Raw genomic sequence first — 13,815 nt, 5'->3', positions numbered from 1 at the left:
TCCACGCCATGAGAGTTCTGGTGGTCGAGGACGAGCGGCGCATGGCCGCGGCCCTGCAGCGGGGCCTGCAGGCCGAGGGGTTCGCCGTCGATCTCGCCCACGACGGCGAGCAGGGCCTGCACATGGCCAGGGTCGGCGACTACGACGTGGTGGTGCTCGACATCATGCTGCCGCGGCTGTCCGGCTACAACGTGTGCAAGCAGCTGCGCGCGGAGGAGAACTGGGTGCCGATCCTGATGTTGTCGGCCAAGGACGGCGAATACGACATGGCCGACGGGCTCGACCTGGGCGCCGACGACTACCTGACGAAGCCGTTCTCGTACGTGGTCCTGGTGGCCCGGCTGCGCGCGCTGCTGCGGCGCGACGCCGGCCGGCGTCCCGCCGTGCTGGCGGCGGGCGACCTGACGCTGGACCCGGCACGGCGCCGGGTCCAGCGCGGCGAGGAGCCCGTGGAGCTCACGCCCCGCGAGTTCGCGCTGCTGGAGTACCTGATGCGCCGCCACGACGAGGTGGTCTCCAAGTCGGAGATCCTGGAGCACGTCTGGGACACCTTCGACACCGACCCCAACGTGGTGGAGGTGTACGTCGGCTACCTGAGGCGCAAGATCGACGCCCCGTTCGGCAGGGGCGCGCTGCAGACCGTGCGCGGGGCGGGATACCGGCTGGCGGGCGACGGTGGCTGACGTCCTGCCCCGCCGCCGCGCTCGCGCGCCGGGCAGCCCGCTGTCGTGGTGGCGGCGGCAGAGCCTGCGTTTCCGGCTGACCGCCGTGGCCGCCACCGTGCTCGCCTTCGCGCTCGCCTTGTCGGCGTCGGTCTTCCTCAGCGTGCTCACCACCTCGCTGACGGACGCCAGCGACGAGGCGATGACGCAGCGTGCCCAGGCGGTGCGGGTGATGGCCGACGCGGGCACCATCCCGCGCGTGCTCACCTCCACCGAGGGCACGATCATCCAGGTGCTCGACGCCGGCGGCCGCATCACGCACGCCACGCCGGGCGCCGACCGGCTGGTGCCGCTCCTCAACGCCGAGCGGCGCGGCGGGGCGCTGGCCTCGGGCGATCCGGCGTTCTCCCACGACTCCTCCGGTCCGCTGCGTGTCATCGCGCTGCGCGCCGACCGCGGGCAGACCGTGCTGGCCGCCCGGCCGGTGCGCGGGCTGGACCAGAGCGTGCGGGTGGCGGGCCGGGTGCTGCTGATCGGCACGCCCGCGCTGACGATCGTGCTGGCCGTGGCGAGCTGGCTGATCATCGGCCGCACGCTGCGCCCGATCAGCTCGCTGCGCGAGGGCGCCACCGAGATCACCCACACCGCCCGCTCGCGCCGCCTGCCGGTGCCGGTGTCGCGCGACGAGGTGCACGCGCTGGCCACGACGCTCAACGACATGCTCGCCCGGCTGGAGGAGGCCGAGCGGCGCCAGCGTGCGCTGGTCTCCGACGCCGCCCACGAGCTGCGCAGCCCGCTGGCCAGCATCCGGCTCCAGCTGGAGGTCGCGCTGGGCCATCCGGAGGGCGCCGACTGGATCGAGACGGCCGAGGGTGTCCTGGAGGACACGCTGCGGCTGTCGCGCCTGGCCGAGGACCTGCTGGCGCTGGCCCGCCTCGACGAGCGCGGCGGCACGCCCGCCCGTCACGACCCGGTCGAGCTGGAGTCGGTCGTGCGGCGCGTCGCCGAGCGTTATCCGTCGGTGCGCGTCGCCCGCTGCGAGCCGGTGCTCGTCGAGGGCGACGAGCTCGACCTGGGCCGGGTGCTGACGAACCTGCTCGACAACGCCGTACGGCACGCCGACGGCACGGTCGAGGTGCGCCTGACCTCCGACGGCACCCTGACGGTCACCGACGACGGGCCGGGCATCCCCGAGGCCGACATGGAGCGGGTGTTCAACCGTTTCACCCGGCTCGACGAGGGACGCGGCCGGGACCAGGGCGGCGCGGGGCTCGGGCTGGCGATCGTGCGCGAGACCGTGCGCGCCCACGGCGGCAGCGTGCACCTGGAGGACGCCGGCCCCGGCCTGCGGGCGGTGGTGAGGCTGCCGGCCTTCCGCATGGGGTGAGGCGCGCAAAGCGGATCGAAAGCGGCGCCGCCTAGAGTGTCGCCCGTCGCCGTCCACGCCTCATCGGAGCACACGTTGCGCAAGCCACTCACCGTCGCCCTCCTCGCCGCCGCCGTCCTGGCGGGCGTGCAGTTCCCGGCGGCGGCGAAGCTCGACCCGATCTACTGCCAGAGGGACGTCCTCTACCCGTGCGACATGTACTGGACCGACGACCCTCCCCGGTAGCGGCGAGATCGTTCACAGGCGGGCGAGGGCCTCGGCGGCCCTGGCCCGCCATTGTTGTGCCCCCATCGCGCTGAACAGCTCGTGGGCCCGATCCAGGTGCCGGCGCTCCGCCGCGTGGTCACCGAGGCCGGGCAGCGACCCGAGCCCGAGGTGGGCGCGGCCCTCGATGAGGCGCTCGCCCACCGTCTCGGCGATCGTGAGCACCTGGCCGAGCGTCCGCCTGGCCTCGGGCACGCGCCCGAACGCGATGAGCGCCTCGGCGGTGCCCTGCAGCACGTAGGCCTCGCCGATCGTGTCGTGCTCGGCCCGCACCAGCGTGCCCGCCTCCTCGTACAGCTCCAGCGCCCGGTCCTGGTCGCCGCGCCGTACGGCCAGCAGGGCGATCCTGGTCAGCGCCTGCGCCTGGCCCCGGCCGACGCCCTCCGCGCGGAAGATGGCCAGCGCCCGGCCGAGCAGCGCCTCCGCCTCGTCGAGCCGGTCGGCGTCGACGTGGATGGCCGCCATGTTGACCAGCACGTGGGCCTCGCCCGCCCGGTCTCCGGCGATCCGCAGCAGCGGCAGCGCCCGCGTGTAGGAGTCCAGCGCGGGTTCCTGCAGTCCCCTGGTCCGCTCCAGCAGAGCGACGTTGCGCAGCGCGAGGGCGCGGCCGTGCAGGTCGCCGATGGCGTCGAAGACCGTCAGCGCCTGCGACAGCGGCTCCTGCGCCTCCGCGTACAGCTGGCGGAACAGCAGCATGGAGCTCAGGGAGTAGAGCATCGCCGCCTCGCCCCTGGTGTCGCCCGCCGTACGGCAGGCCTCCAGGGCGGTCTCGCAGGCGGTGCGCCAGTCGTCGAAGTAGCCGCGTGTCTCGAACAGCACGACGCAGGTCATCGCCAGGTTCCAGCACAGCTCGTGCAGGCCGTGCTCGGCCGACAGGCGCACGGCGGCCATCAGGACCTCGCGCTCCTCGTCGAGCCGTCCGATCGGGTCGTCGCCGAGCAGGGCGTCGGCCTCCCGCTCGGGCAGGCCAGGCGGGAGACTCCCGCCGCGCAGCAGGGTGAAGTGACCGCCGTAGTGATGCACGTGGGCGCGGCCCGCCAGGTGCAGCACGGCCGAGCAGAACCGTTCGACCAGCGCGGTGCGCCGGTCGTGGGGCTCCTGCGCGGCGGCGCGCTCGCGGGCGAAGGCGCGTACGAGGTCGTGCAGGCGCAGGCGCCCTCCCGTGACTTCGAGGAGCGAGGCCTCCACCAGCTCGGCGACGACCCGATCGGACGGCTCGACGAGGAGCGAGGTCAGCCACGCCCCGCTCTGGGAGCAGTCGAGGAGCCCGAGCCTGCGCAGCAGCCGGCGGGCCTGCGGCGACAGGCTGTCGTAGGCGACGCGCAGCCCGGCGCGCACCTCGCTGTCGCCGTAGCTGAGGGTGTCGAGGATGGAGTGGGTGTCGCCGAGCATCGTGACCATGGTCTCGATGCTCCACTGCGGGCGCGCCGCCAGCCGGGCCCCGGCGATGCGCAGGGCCAGGGGCAGGCCGCCGCACTGGGCGGCCAGCTCCCGCAGCGCGCCGGGGGCGGTGCGCGCCCTGGCCGGTCCGATGTCGCGGGTCAGGAGCGCGACCGCCTCGGCGGTGCCGAGCGGCGGCAACGCCAGCACCAGGTGGTCGGGCAGATCGGCCGGGCGCCGCCGCGCGGTGACCAGGACGGCGCTGGAGTCGCCGCCGGGCAGCAGGGCGCGGATCTGCTCGGCCGACTGCGCGTTGTCGAGCAGCACGAGCACCCGGCGTCCGGCGGTCACCGAGCGGAAGGCGGCGGCGCGTTCCCGCTCGGTCTGCGGGACGGCGGTGGTGCCGAGCGCCCGCAGGAAACGGTTGAGCACGTCGGAGACGCGCGGACGGCTCTCGCCGAGGTCGGCGTAGAGCTGGCCGTCGGGGTAACGCGCCGCCAGATCGTGCGAGACCTGCAGGGCCAGGGCCGTCTTGCCGATGCCGGGGCGGCCCACGACGACCGCGAGCGGCACTCCGCCCTCGCCGTCGCCCTGGAGGGGGGCGAGCAGTGCGCGCAGCCGCTCGCGGTCCGCCGACCGGCCCACCAGCGGGTCGATCAGCGGGGGCAGCTGGCGCGGCGCGCGGGGCGAGCGCGAGACGCCCGCGCCCGGCAGGTCGAGCCCGGGGTGCTGGTTGAGGATCGACATCTCCAGCGTGCGCAGCTCGTCGCCGGGTTCGAGGCCGAGCGTCTCCAGCAGCGTCTCCCGGTAGGCGCGGAAGACCTCCAGCGCCTCGGCCTGCCGTCCAGAACGGTAGAGCGCGGTCATCAGGAAGCCGTGCACCCGCTCGCGCAGCGGATGCTCGCGCGCGAGCCCCCGCAGTTCCGCCACCAGCTCGTCGTGGCGTCCCTCGGCCAGCTCGATCGCGACGCACGCCTCGTGCGCCACCAGCCTGCGCTCCTCCAGGTCCTGCGCGACCGGCGCGAGCAGCGGGCTGTCGAGCCCGGCCAGGACCGGGCCGCGCCACAACGCCAGGGCCTGCCGGAGCGTCGCGGCGGCCGCCTTCGGCTCCTCGGCCCCGGCCCGCGCGGTCAGCTCCTCGAACTGCGCGAGATCCAGCTCGCCCGGCTCGACGCGCAGCAGGTAGCCGGGCGGCCGGGTGATCAGCCTGCGGTACGGCGAGGCGGTGTCGCCCAGGCCGCGGCGCAGCTGGGAGATGCGGATCTGCACCTGGTTGCGCGCGGTGTCGGGGGCGTCGGCGCCCCACGCGGCCTCGATGATCCGTTCCATCGGCACGGGGCGGCCCGCCTCCAGCAGCAGCGTCGCCAGGATGATGCGGGGCAGGGCGCCCCCGAGGTGGAGCTCCTGGCCCTCCCGCTCTGCGACCAGCGGTCCGAGAACCTTGAAGCGCACGCCGTCTCCTTCGTTTCAAGCTCTTCTGACCTGCGGAAAAGCGATCGCATAACGGGCGTTCCTAGACTCGCCCGCCATGAAGAACATCGTTATCGCCACGCTCGCGGCGGCGTGCGTGGTCGGGGGAGGCCTGGCCACCGCGGGGGCGGCTCAGGCCTTTGACGACTGCAACATCGTCCAGGCGTCGTGCACCCAGGAGCCGCACCCTAACCCGAATCCGTGGCCCGACCCCGACGTCACGCCGACGCCGACGCCGACGCCGACGCCGACGCCCACCTTCCCAGACGGGAAGGAGGGTTGATGCGGAGACTGCTGTCGGTGGTGATGGTCGCCGGCGTTCTCGGGGTCGCCGTTCCAGCCGACGTGGGCGTGTGTGACAGGGGCAAGGTCGACGGCGACCTGTGCATCTACGACAAGGATCCGAACCCCTGGCCCAACCCGGACTAGGAGCCCAGGCGGGCGAGGGCCTCCTCGGCCTTCGCCCGCCAGTGCAGCGCGTCGATCTCGGTGAAGACCGCCCGCGCCAGCTCCAGCTGGGCGACGTCGTCCAGCAGCAGTCCGAGGCTCAGCCGGATGCGCCCGGCGATCAGCCGGTCGCCCACCTCGGCCGCCAGGTCCAGCGCGGCGCGCAGGGTCCGCTCGGCGGCCTTGGCGCGGCCCAGCCGCCGCCAGGCCTCGGCCAGGCCCTGCATCACGTACACCTCGCCCACCCGGTCGCCGATCGAGCGGATCAGCTGGGCGGCCGCCTGGAAGTGCTCCGCGGCCTCGGCGGGCCGGTCGCGGTGCAGCTCCAGGCGGGCCAGCCGGTCCAGCGCCTGGGCCTCGCCGCGTGCCACGCCCTCGGCGCGGAAGATCTCCAGCGCCTGTTCGAGCATGAGCCCCGCGTCGGTCAGGTCGCCGCCGGACATGCCCGCCGCGGCCATGTTGACCAGGGCGTACGCCTCGGCCGGACGGTCACCGGCATCCTTGAGCAGCGGCAGGGCCTCCTCGTAACGTTCGAGTGCCCGCTCCGGCTGCCCGCGGAAGACGTCGACCTGCGCCAGGTTGCCCAGGGCCAGGCCCCGGCCGTGCGCCTCCCCCGCCCTGCCGAACAGCGCCAGCGCCGCCTCCATGCTCTCGGCCGCCGCGCCGTACTCCTGCTCGAAGGTCAGCAGGGTGCTCAGGGAGTAGCGCATGGCGGCCTCGCCGCGCAGGTCGCCCGCGGCCACGCACGCCTCCAGGGCGAGCTCGGTGCACGAACGCCAGTCCTCGAAGTAGCCGTAGATCTCGTGCATCGTGGCCAGGGCCAGCGCCAGTTTCCAGGCGAGCTCGTGCAGACCGAGCGCGGCGGCCCGGCGTACGGCGGAGCGCAGGGCGACCCGCTCGTCGTCGAGCACCGCCAGAGGATGCGCGCCCAGCAGGGCGTCGATGCGGTCCGAGGCCACGGACTCCTCGCGCAGCAGCCCGTGCGAGCCGCCGCCGTGGAACTCGTGGGCGCGCTGGGCCAGGGCGAACAGGAAGCCGCAGACGCGGGCCACCAGCCGGGGGTCCTCGTCGCGGGCGAGCTCGGCGGCGTGGGCGCGCACCAGGTCGTGCATGCCGTACCTGTCGCCCTGGTCGCGCAGCAGCGACGCGTCGGCGAGCTCGGTGAGCGCCGCCCGCGCGGCGTCGGCGGGCCGGTCCAGCAGCAGCTCGGCCAGCCAGCCGGTGACCTGGGGGAAGTCCATGAGGCCGATGGCGCGGAAGAGCGCTTGCGCGTCGGGTGACAGCGCCTCGTAGCTCACCTGCAGCCCGGCCCGCACGGCGTGCTCCCCGTAGCTGAGCACGTCGAGCATGGTCGTGGTGTCGCTGAGCAGGTCGACCAGGGTCTGCACGCGCCAGCTCGGGCGCACGGCCAGACGGGCGCCGGCGATGCGCAGCGCGAGCGGCAGGCCGCCGCACTGCTCGGCGAGGGTGTCGAGGGCGGCGGGGTCCTGCAGGGTGCGTTCGGCGCCGATGTCCTGCGACAGCAGGTCGACGGCGGCGGCGTGGTCGAGCAGGTCCAGGCGGACGACCTGGCGGTCGGGCAGGCCGACCAGGCGGTCGCGGCTGGTGATCAGCACGCCGCCCGGGGCGCCGCCGGGCAGCAGCGGCCAGATCTGCTCGAAGCTGCCGGCGTTGTCGAGGACCAGCAGCACGTGGCGGTCGGCGACGGTGGAGCGGAACAGCGCGCTGCGCTCCTCGATGGTCGTGGGGGCGCTGACCACGCCCAGGGCGCGCAGGAACCTGCTGAGCACGTCGGCGGGCTGCAGCTCGCCGCCGCGCAGGTCGACGTAGAGCTGGCCGTGCGGGTAGGCGGCGGCCATGCGGTGGGCGGCGTGCAGGGCCAGCTCGGTCTTGCCGACCCCGGCGCGGCCGGTCAGCGCGGCGATCGGCAGGGCGTCGCCGCAGGACTCGGGGCGCAGCAGCAGTTGCAGCCGGTCGAGTTCGGCCTGCCGCCCGGCCAGCCGGGAGATCATCGGCGGCAGCTGGCGCGGCGCCACGGGTTCGGCGCGGTTGCCGAGCGCGGGCTCCTGGTTGAGGATCGCGTGCTCCAGCCGGCGCAGTTCGTCGCTGGGCTCCAGGCCGAGGTTGTCGAGCAGCATCTGGCGGAAGGCGCGGTAGACCTCCAGCGCCTCGGCGTGGCGTCCCGAGCGGTAGAGGGCGAGCATGAGCTGGCCGTGCGGCCGCTCTCGTAAGGGATGCTCCTGCACCAGGCGGCGCAGCTCGGCGACGAGCTGCTGGTGGTGTCCGAGCCCGAGTTCGAGGTCGACGCAGCGTTCGTGGGCCAGGGTGCGGCGCTCGTCGAGGTCGTGCACGACGCGGCGGATCAGCTCGCTGTCGACGTCCGACAGCGCGGGACCGCGCCACAACTCCAGCGCCGAGCGCAGGGTGGCGGCGGCCCTGGCGGGCTCCTCCTCCTGAGCGCGGGCGACCAGCGCGTCGAAGTCGGCCAGGTCGAGCCGGCCGGGCTCGACCCGGATCTGGTAGCCGGGGGCGCGGGTGAGCAGCAGCGTCTGGTCGTGGTCGCCCAGCATGCGGCGCAGCTGGGACACGCGGATCTGGATCTGGTTGCGGGCGGTGCTGGGCGGGTCTTCCCCCCAGGTGGCCTCGATGAGCCGTTCGAGCGGCACCGTCCGGTTGGCGTCGAGCAGCAGCAGGGCCAGCACGACCCGCTGCAGGCTGCCGCCCACCCGCAATTCATGCCCGTCATGGTCGACGACGAGCGGTCCGAGAACCTTGAAACGCATCAGTCTCCTTTCCGGACGCCATCCTTCCCAGGAGATCTTGCACCCGGCTTTCAAGCAGCCAGACTATACTTCGCCTGACGTACTAATCCATGCCAGCGCGGCCCTGGCCGAGGCGGCGTCATGGACGCGGAAGACCCGCGCGCCAAGGATGGCCGATACGGCCAGCGTCGCGACAGTGCCGGCGTGCCGCTCCTCGACCGGCAGGCCGCCCAGGCTCTCGCCGACGAAGTCCTTGTTGGAGACCGCCACGAGCACCGGCCACCCGGTCGCCACCAGCTCGCCCAGCCGGCGGCTGACCTCCAGCGAGTGGAAGGTGTTCTTGCCGAAGTCGTGCGCGGGGTCGATGAGGATCGACTCGCGCGGGACGCCGGCCGCCGCCGCCTTCTCGGCCAGCGCGACCGTGTAGTCGACGACGTCGGCGACCACGTCGTCGTAGGCGATGCGGTGCGGCCTGGTGCGCGGCGTGACCCGCCCGGCGTGCGCGCACACCAGGCCCGCGCCGTACTGCGCCGCGACCGACGCCAGACCGGGGTCGACGCCGCCCCACGTGTCGTTCAGCAGGTGCGCCCCCGCCCTGGCCACGACCTCGCCCACCTCGGCCCGCCACGTGTCGACGCTGATCAGCAGGCCGGGGTGGCGCTCGCGGACGGCCTCGACGAGCCCGGCGACCCGCCTGATCTCCTCGCGGGCGTCGACGTCGTCGCCGGGGCCCGCCTTGACGCCGCCGATGTCGACGATGTCGGCCCCGGCCGCCGCCGCCCGGTCGACCGCGGCCAGCGCGGCGTCGAAGCCGTAGGTGGCGCCGCGGTCGAAGAAGGAGTCGGGGGTGCGGTTGACGACGGCCATCACCGCGTACCGCCCCGGGGCGAACGTACGCTCGCCCAGGCGAAGTGTGCTCATCAGACCGAGCCTACTGGTGATCGCCCGGCTTTCCCGCTCCGGCGCTTGTGACGCTCACGTAGTCGACGAGCATCGGCCGGCCGGGCGCGGTCGTGACGGCGGGCGGTCCCGGCAGCACGCCGCCGATCGCCACGTTGAGGATGAGGAAGAAGCGCCGGTCCAGGCCCCGTTCCAGGGTGTGGTACGGCACGCCGTCGAGGAACCAGGTGACGCTGGTGCCCGTCAACTCCACCGCGTAGGTGTGGAAGCCGCCGAAACAGGTCGGGCACGGCCGCTGCCCGGTCGTCAGCCCGACCGGCTCGTTGCACGGCTGCCCGCAGTGCACGGCCCCCATGACCGACGGTTGCCCGTTGACCGCCTCAAGGATGTCGATCTCGCCGATCTCCGGCCAGCCGGTGTGGCCGCCGAGCATCCAGAAGGCCGGCCAGTAGCCCTGGCCGTCGGCGGGGGTGACGGCGGGCAGGGCGATGCGTGCCTCGACCCGGAGCGTGCCGCCGGGCGGCACCCCGAAGTCCTCCCGCTTGCTGCGGATGCGGCCCGAGGTCCACTCGCCGGCCTCCAGCCTGGGCGTGATCGCCAGCCTGCCGCCGGAGACGGCCAGGTTGGCGCGGCTCATGCGCTCGATCTCGCCGGTCCCCCAGCGGCCCTCGCCCTCCTCGGCCACCCAGTTCTCCAGAGTGTCGAAGTCGTCGCGGAAGATCTCGCGCTCCCCTCCGGCCGAGCAGGAGGACAGCCCGAGCACGATCAAGAGCGTCAGCAGGATTCTCATAGCACCGTGGGGATCAGGTCGAGGTTCTCCAGCTGCTGCTCCAGACGGGGCGCCAGCCGTACCACGACGGTGTCGGTCAGGTGGGAGTCGTCGCGGTAGAGCACCACGCCGTCGATCACGCCCGGGCAGGTGGCGCCCGGGCACAGCAGGTCGGTGACCTCCAGCCGCCACACGCCCGGCCGCTCGGCGGGCACGTGGCCGGGCAGCGCCTTCGAGCGCGGGAAGACGCACGCGGCGGCGGGCCTGCCCGACAGGCACTCGGGCACGTCGAAGCCGGGGATCGGGGTGTCGCGCAGGTAGACCATGGGGGCGCCGAGCCGTTCGAGGCGCGCCATCGTGGTGGCCCAGCCCGTCGTGGTCCGGCGCGCGTCGGCGTAGGTGGACAGGGAGCCGAACAGGATCAGGCGCGGCGGCGACGCGGCTTCGAGGCGGGCCAGGGCGTGCTCGCGCCAGACGTCGCACTCGCGGTACTCGCGTCCCAGCCGTGGCTCCACGACGGTCAGCGTGGGCAGCGGGCAGCCCGGTTTGACCAGCACCTCCAGGCTCCAGCCGCGCCGCTGGGCGATGCGCTGGGCCATGGCGAACCACTGCCCGGCGTGGGAGTCGCCGATCAGCACGACACGCTCCGAGCCGGTGCCGAAGACGCAGGGCGGGCTGGTGGTGGCGGCCGCCGCCACCTCGCAGCCGCCGGAGCGCGGGTAGTCGGTCCTGGCGGCCGCTGCGTCCACCGTGGGGGCGGGCGCCGGGGCGACGGCGACGGTCCGCGTCCCCTCGGCGGGCCCGCCGGGCGCGGTGACGAAGCCGAGGACCAGCGCGGCGATGACGGGCACGGTCATCGCGGCCGTTCCGACCGCCAGGCCGCGCCTGGGCAGCTCGGTGACCACGGCGGAGAAGCGCACCGGGTTCTCCACCAGGCGCATCGTCAGCCACGCCGGCGCCGCGCTCGCGACGGCCAGGGCGAGCTTGGCCGGCCACGGCTGGGCACCGGCGGCGGCCTCGACGAGCACCAGGACGGGCCAGTGCCACAGGTACCAGGAGAACGACAGGCGTCCCATCGCCCGCATCGGGGCTCCGGCCAGCAGCGACGAGAGCGGCGAGCGGAACAGGATCAGCACGGCCGCGCCCAGGGTGGGGGCCAGCGCCTCGGGACCGGGGTAGGAGGTCTCGGCGATGGTCAGCGACCACGCCAGGGCGACGGCGCCCGCCGTACCCAGGAGTGCGGCGAGCCGCCGTGGCACGCGCATGACGTACGGCACGGCGAGCGCGGCCAGCGCGCCCACGCCGAACTGCCAGGCCCTGGCGGGCGTGGCGAGGTAGGCGAGCGGGCCGTCCCAGGCCAGGCAGAGGGCCAGGGAGCCCGCCGTGATGAGGACCGTGACCGCCGCCAGCGCCTTCCTGCGACCGGCGAGCAGGAACGCGAGCGGGGCCCACAGCAGGTAGTACTGCTCCTCCACGGCCAGCGACCAGAAGTGCAGCAGCGGGCTCGGATCCAGCTCGGCGGCCAGGTAGTCGGTCTCTTGGGCCACGAAGCGCCAGTTGGCCACCGACAGGGCCGAGGTGAACAGGTCGGCGGCCACCTCGCGCAGGCGCAGGCCCGGCAAGATCAGCCAGGCGGCGACGGCGGTGGCGACCAGCACGGTGCCGGCGGCCGGCAGGATGCGGCGGGCCCGGCGGGCGTAGAAGTCGGCCAGCGAGAAGGGCTCGAGCGTGAGGGCGGTGATCAGGAAGCCGGAGATGACGAAGAAGACGTCGACGCCGACGAACCCGCCGCCGAAGCCGGGGACGGCGGCGTGGAAGGCCAGCACGAACGTGACGGCGACCGCCCTGAGCCCGTCGACGTCGTCTCTGCGCGCTGTCGTGCCGGTCATGGGAGCAGGTCCGGCAGGCCGGCCCAGCCGGCGGCGACGACCACGGCGAGCAGGAGCAGGACGGTCAGGGCCAGGGTCTCCGGCCAGCGCAGCCGGTGGTCGGTCGGCCGGTTCATCGGACGAGTCTCCAGAGGTCGCGGATGAGGGGGACGGCGATGTAGCTGCTGGCCACCGCGAAGGCGGTGAGCGCCCAGTAGTGGTCCCAGCCGTACTGCGGGGCGCGCCAGGCGATGCCCGCCCACACGGCGGCGGTCGAGAGCGTCAGCCAGGCCAGCGCCAGGCGCGCCACCGTGCGGACCATGCGCGAGCGTTTGGCGCCCGCCCCGCCGCTGGGCACCCAGGCGGCCACCTGGCTGCGCAGCCCGTGGGAGATGGCGAACAGGTGGCAGTAGGCGTAGAGCGTCTGCGCCCTGAGCACCTCGAAGCGGTATCGGCCCACCGACACCGCGGGCAGCAGCACGAGCGCCACCCACAGCGGCCCGACGAACGGGATCATGTGCCAGGCCCGCACGTCCTGCGGGTAGGCGTAGAGCATGATCAGCCCCGGCAGCGGCACGGCGGCGATGTTGACCGCGCTCGGGAAGTACGACAGGAAGCCGCTCCAGTAGGCGACCCGCGCCCGCCACGGCATGGGCGTGCGATGGAACTCCCTGCTGAACAGCAGGCTCATGCAGCCCAGCGCCCAGCGGTACTGCTGGGCGATGTAGGAGCCGACGTTGTCGGGCGACAGGCCCTTGGCCAGCAGCACGGGCACGTACTTGGTGCGCAGGCCGTGCCTGAGCAGGGCGACGCTGGTGTGGATGTCCTCGCTGTGGTCGATCCTCGGGAAGCCCCCGATGAGGTCGAGCGCGCTGCGCCGGTAGACGACGTTGCTGCCCACGCAGATCGCGCCGCCGTCGGCGTCGCGGCTGGGCTGCAGCCAGCGGTAGAACAGCTCCTGCGCGGCCCCGGCGGTGCGCTGCACCCAGGGCATCTCGCGGTCGGTGTCGAAGAACTGCGGCGACTGCACGATCGCCACCCGTTGGTCCTCCAGGTAGGGGACCAGGTGGTCGAGGAAGTCGGGGCGCGGCACGAAGTCGGCGTCGAAGACGACGACCAGCTCGGCACGGCCGAAGCTCAGGCCGTGGTTGAGGTTGCCGGCCTTCTTGAGGTGGCCGCGGTCGGGGCGGCTGGTGTAGCGGAAACCGTACTCGCCGGCGAGGCGCCCGACGTCGGGTCGGGCGGCGTCGTCGAGCACCCAGACGGTGAGTGGAGCGTTCCACCGCAGGTGGGCGACGTGGTGGAAGGTGTTGCGCAGGACCTCGATCGGCTCGCCCAGGGTGGGGAGGAAGACGTCCACATCGGGTACGGCACGCGGGCGCCAGGCGGAGGTCAGCAGGAGGTGGGATTCCCAGGTGGTGGTGCGCTGGCGCTGGCCGTCGACGTAGGACAGCAGCCAGCCGACGAGGTTGAGCACGAGGGCTATGAGGAATGGCGTCAGAATGGGGTGGCGTAGGGAGAAAAGGAATAATGTTCCGGCTGTGAGGGTGAGGCTGACGGGCACTGCCAGGAGGACCCAGCGGCGCTGCGGACCAAAATAGAGGGATATTTCGGCATCTGTGGGTGGGGCTGGAAGGAACTTCTGTTCTGCGCTCAGGACGGGCTCGGCCAAGGTGGCTGTCATGGGTCACACCCCCGGTCTGTCAGGTGTTGTGTTCCTTACTGTAAAGAAACTTTCCCATAGACGGGGGGCCGGGGAGGGAACAGGGGGTGAACGGGGGTGGCGGGCGGGGCGCGTTTAAAGGATTAACTCAGCCTTTTGTCCGCTTTTCGCGGCATTTCCTGTGAGGCAATTCACTGCAGCCTTTTGGGCCCCCTCCACGCAACCGCGGACAGCCCCGCGCCC

11 protein-coding genes are annotated in these 13,815 nt (G+C 73.4%); 5 read left to right on the top strand and 6 right to left on the bottom strand.

Going from position 1 to position 13,815, the window contains the following annotated elements; genetic code table 11:
• Window positions 1-8 precede the first annotated feature (8 nt).
• The 3 genes from ACIBH1_RS23165 to ACIBH1_RS23155 all read left to right on the top strand — a co-directional run bounded on the left by ACIBH1_RS23165 (window position 9) and on the right by ACIBH1_RS23155 (window position 2,274).
• Window positions 9-683, top strand: a complete 675-nt coding sequence (locus tag ACIBH1_RS23165) for a response regulator transcription factor (protein ID WP_397315943.1) — start codon at window positions 9-11, stop codon at window positions 681-683.
• Window positions 676-2,049, top strand: coding sequence for a sensor histidine kinase (locus tag ACIBH1_RS23160; RefSeq protein WP_397315942.1), 1,374 nt, complete (start codon window positions 676-678; stop codon window positions 2,047-2,049). The genes ACIBH1_RS23165 and ACIBH1_RS23160 overlap by 8 nt, the downstream gene beginning before the upstream one ends.
• Before the next feature lie 75 nt (window positions 2,050-2,124).
• Complete coding sequence (locus ACIBH1_RS23155; protein WP_397315941.1) at window positions 2,125-2,274, top strand: hypothetical protein; 150 nt, start codon at window positions 2,125-2,127, stop codon at window positions 2,272-2,274.
• 12 nt (window positions 2,275-2,286) lie between these two features.
• Here the strand turns inward: ACIBH1_RS23155 and ACIBH1_RS23150 are convergent, their stop codons facing one another.
• The gene (locus ACIBH1_RS23150; RefSeq protein ID WP_397315940.1) at window positions 2,287-5,145 is read right to left on the bottom strand and encodes a BTAD domain-containing putative transcriptional regulator; all 2,859 of its coding nucleotides are present in this window, start codon (window positions 5,143-5,145) and stop codon (window positions 2,287-2,289) included.
• A gap of 76 nt (window positions 5,146-5,221) precedes the next feature.
• On the opposite strand from ACIBH1_RS23150, the gene ACIBH1_RS23145 reads away from it, so the two are divergent.
• A complete protein-coding gene (locus ACIBH1_RS23145) occupies window positions 5,222-5,446 on the top strand; it encodes a hypothetical protein (protein ID WP_397315939.1) in 225 nt (74 codons plus the stop codon).
• Window positions 5,446-5,592 carry a hypothetical protein gene (locus tag ACIBH1_RS23140; RefSeq protein WP_397315938.1) on the top strand — a complete coding sequence of 49 codons (147 nt, stop codon included), beginning with the start codon at window positions 5,446-5,448 and terminating at the stop codon, window positions 5,590-5,592. Before ACIBH1_RS23145 ends, ACIBH1_RS23140 begins: the two co-directional genes overlap by 1 nt.
• Here the strand turns inward: ACIBH1_RS23140 and ACIBH1_RS23135 are convergent.
• The 5 genes from ACIBH1_RS23135 to ACIBH1_RS23115 all read right to left on the bottom strand — a co-directional run bounded on the left by ACIBH1_RS23135 (window position 5,589) and on the right by ACIBH1_RS23115 (window position 13,386).
• On the bottom strand, window positions 5,589-8,393 hold the full coding sequence (locus tag ACIBH1_RS23135; RefSeq protein ID WP_397315937.1) for a BTAD domain-containing putative transcriptional regulator: 2,805 nt from the start codon (window positions 8,391-8,393) through the stop codon (window positions 5,589-5,591). The genes ACIBH1_RS23140 and ACIBH1_RS23135 overlap by 4 nt on opposite strands.
• Window positions 8,394-8,456: 63 nt before the next feature.
• Window positions 8,457-9,293, bottom strand: coding sequence for a dihydropteroate synthase (gene folP / locus ACIBH1_RS23130; protein WP_397315935.1), 837 nt, complete (start codon window positions 9,291-9,293; stop codon window positions 8,457-8,459).
• Between the two features lie 10 nt (window positions 9,294-9,303).
• Window positions 9,304-10,062, bottom strand: coding sequence for a family 16 glycosylhydrolase (locus ACIBH1_RS23125; RefSeq protein ID WP_397315934.1), 759 nt, complete (start codon window positions 10,060-10,062; stop codon window positions 9,304-9,306).
• Window positions 10,059-11,930, bottom strand: a complete 1,872-nt coding sequence (locus ACIBH1_RS23120; RefSeq protein ID WP_397315933.1) for an acyltransferase family protein — start codon at window positions 11,928-11,930, stop codon at window positions 10,059-10,061. Before ACIBH1_RS23120 ends, ACIBH1_RS23125 begins: the two co-directional genes overlap by 4 nt.
• 112 nt (window positions 11,931-12,042) lie before the next feature.
• Window positions 12,043-13,386 carry a glycosyltransferase family 2 protein gene (locus ACIBH1_RS23115; protein WP_397315932.1) on the bottom strand — a complete coding sequence of 448 codons (1,344 nt, stop codon included), beginning with the start codon at window positions 13,384-13,386 and terminating at the stop codon, window positions 12,043-12,045.
• Window positions 13,387-13,815: the final 429 nt, after the last annotated feature.

The organism is Nonomuraea sp. NPDC050663 (assembly GCF_044456985.1).
In the GTDB taxonomy this organism is placed as follows: Bacteria; Actinomycetota; Actinomycetes; order Streptosporangiales; family Streptosporangiaceae; genus Nonomuraea.
Note: the sequence above shows the minus strand (reverse complement) of the source record. Positions and strands in the feature narration are given on the sequence as shown.

What these genes read in the sequence shown, in the direction of transcription:
- ACIBH1_RS23140 (WP_397315938.1), top strand. Translation starts at nt 5,446, where the DNA reads ATGCGGAGACTGCTGTCGGTGGTGATGGTCGCCGGCGTTCTCGGGGTC.
- ACIBH1_RS23145 (WP_397315939.1), top strand. Translation starts at nt 5,222, where the DNA reads ATGAAGAACATCGTTATCGCCACGCTCGCGGCGGCGTGCGTGGTCGGG.
- ACIBH1_RS23165 (WP_397315943.1), top strand. Translation starts at nt 9, where the DNA reads ATGAGAGTTCTGGTGGTCGAGGACGAGCGGCGCATGGCCGCGGCCCTG.
- ACIBH1_RS23120 (WP_397315933.1), bottom strand. Translation starts at nt 11,930, where the DNA reads ATGACCGGCACGACAGCGCGCAGAGACGACGTCGACGGGCTCAGGGCG.
- ACIBH1_RS23125 (WP_397315934.1), bottom strand. Translation starts at nt 10,062, where the DNA reads ATGAGAATCCTGCTGACGCTCTTGATCGTGCTCGGGCTGTCCTCCTGC.
- ACIBH1_RS23135 (WP_397315937.1), bottom strand. Translation starts at nt 8,393, where the DNA reads ATGCGTTTCAAGGTTCTCGGACCGCTCGTCGTCGACCATGACGGGCAT.
- folP (WP_397315935.1), bottom strand. Translation starts at nt 9,293, where the DNA reads ATGAGCACACTTCGCCTGGGCGAGCGTACGTTCGCCCCGGGGCGGTAC.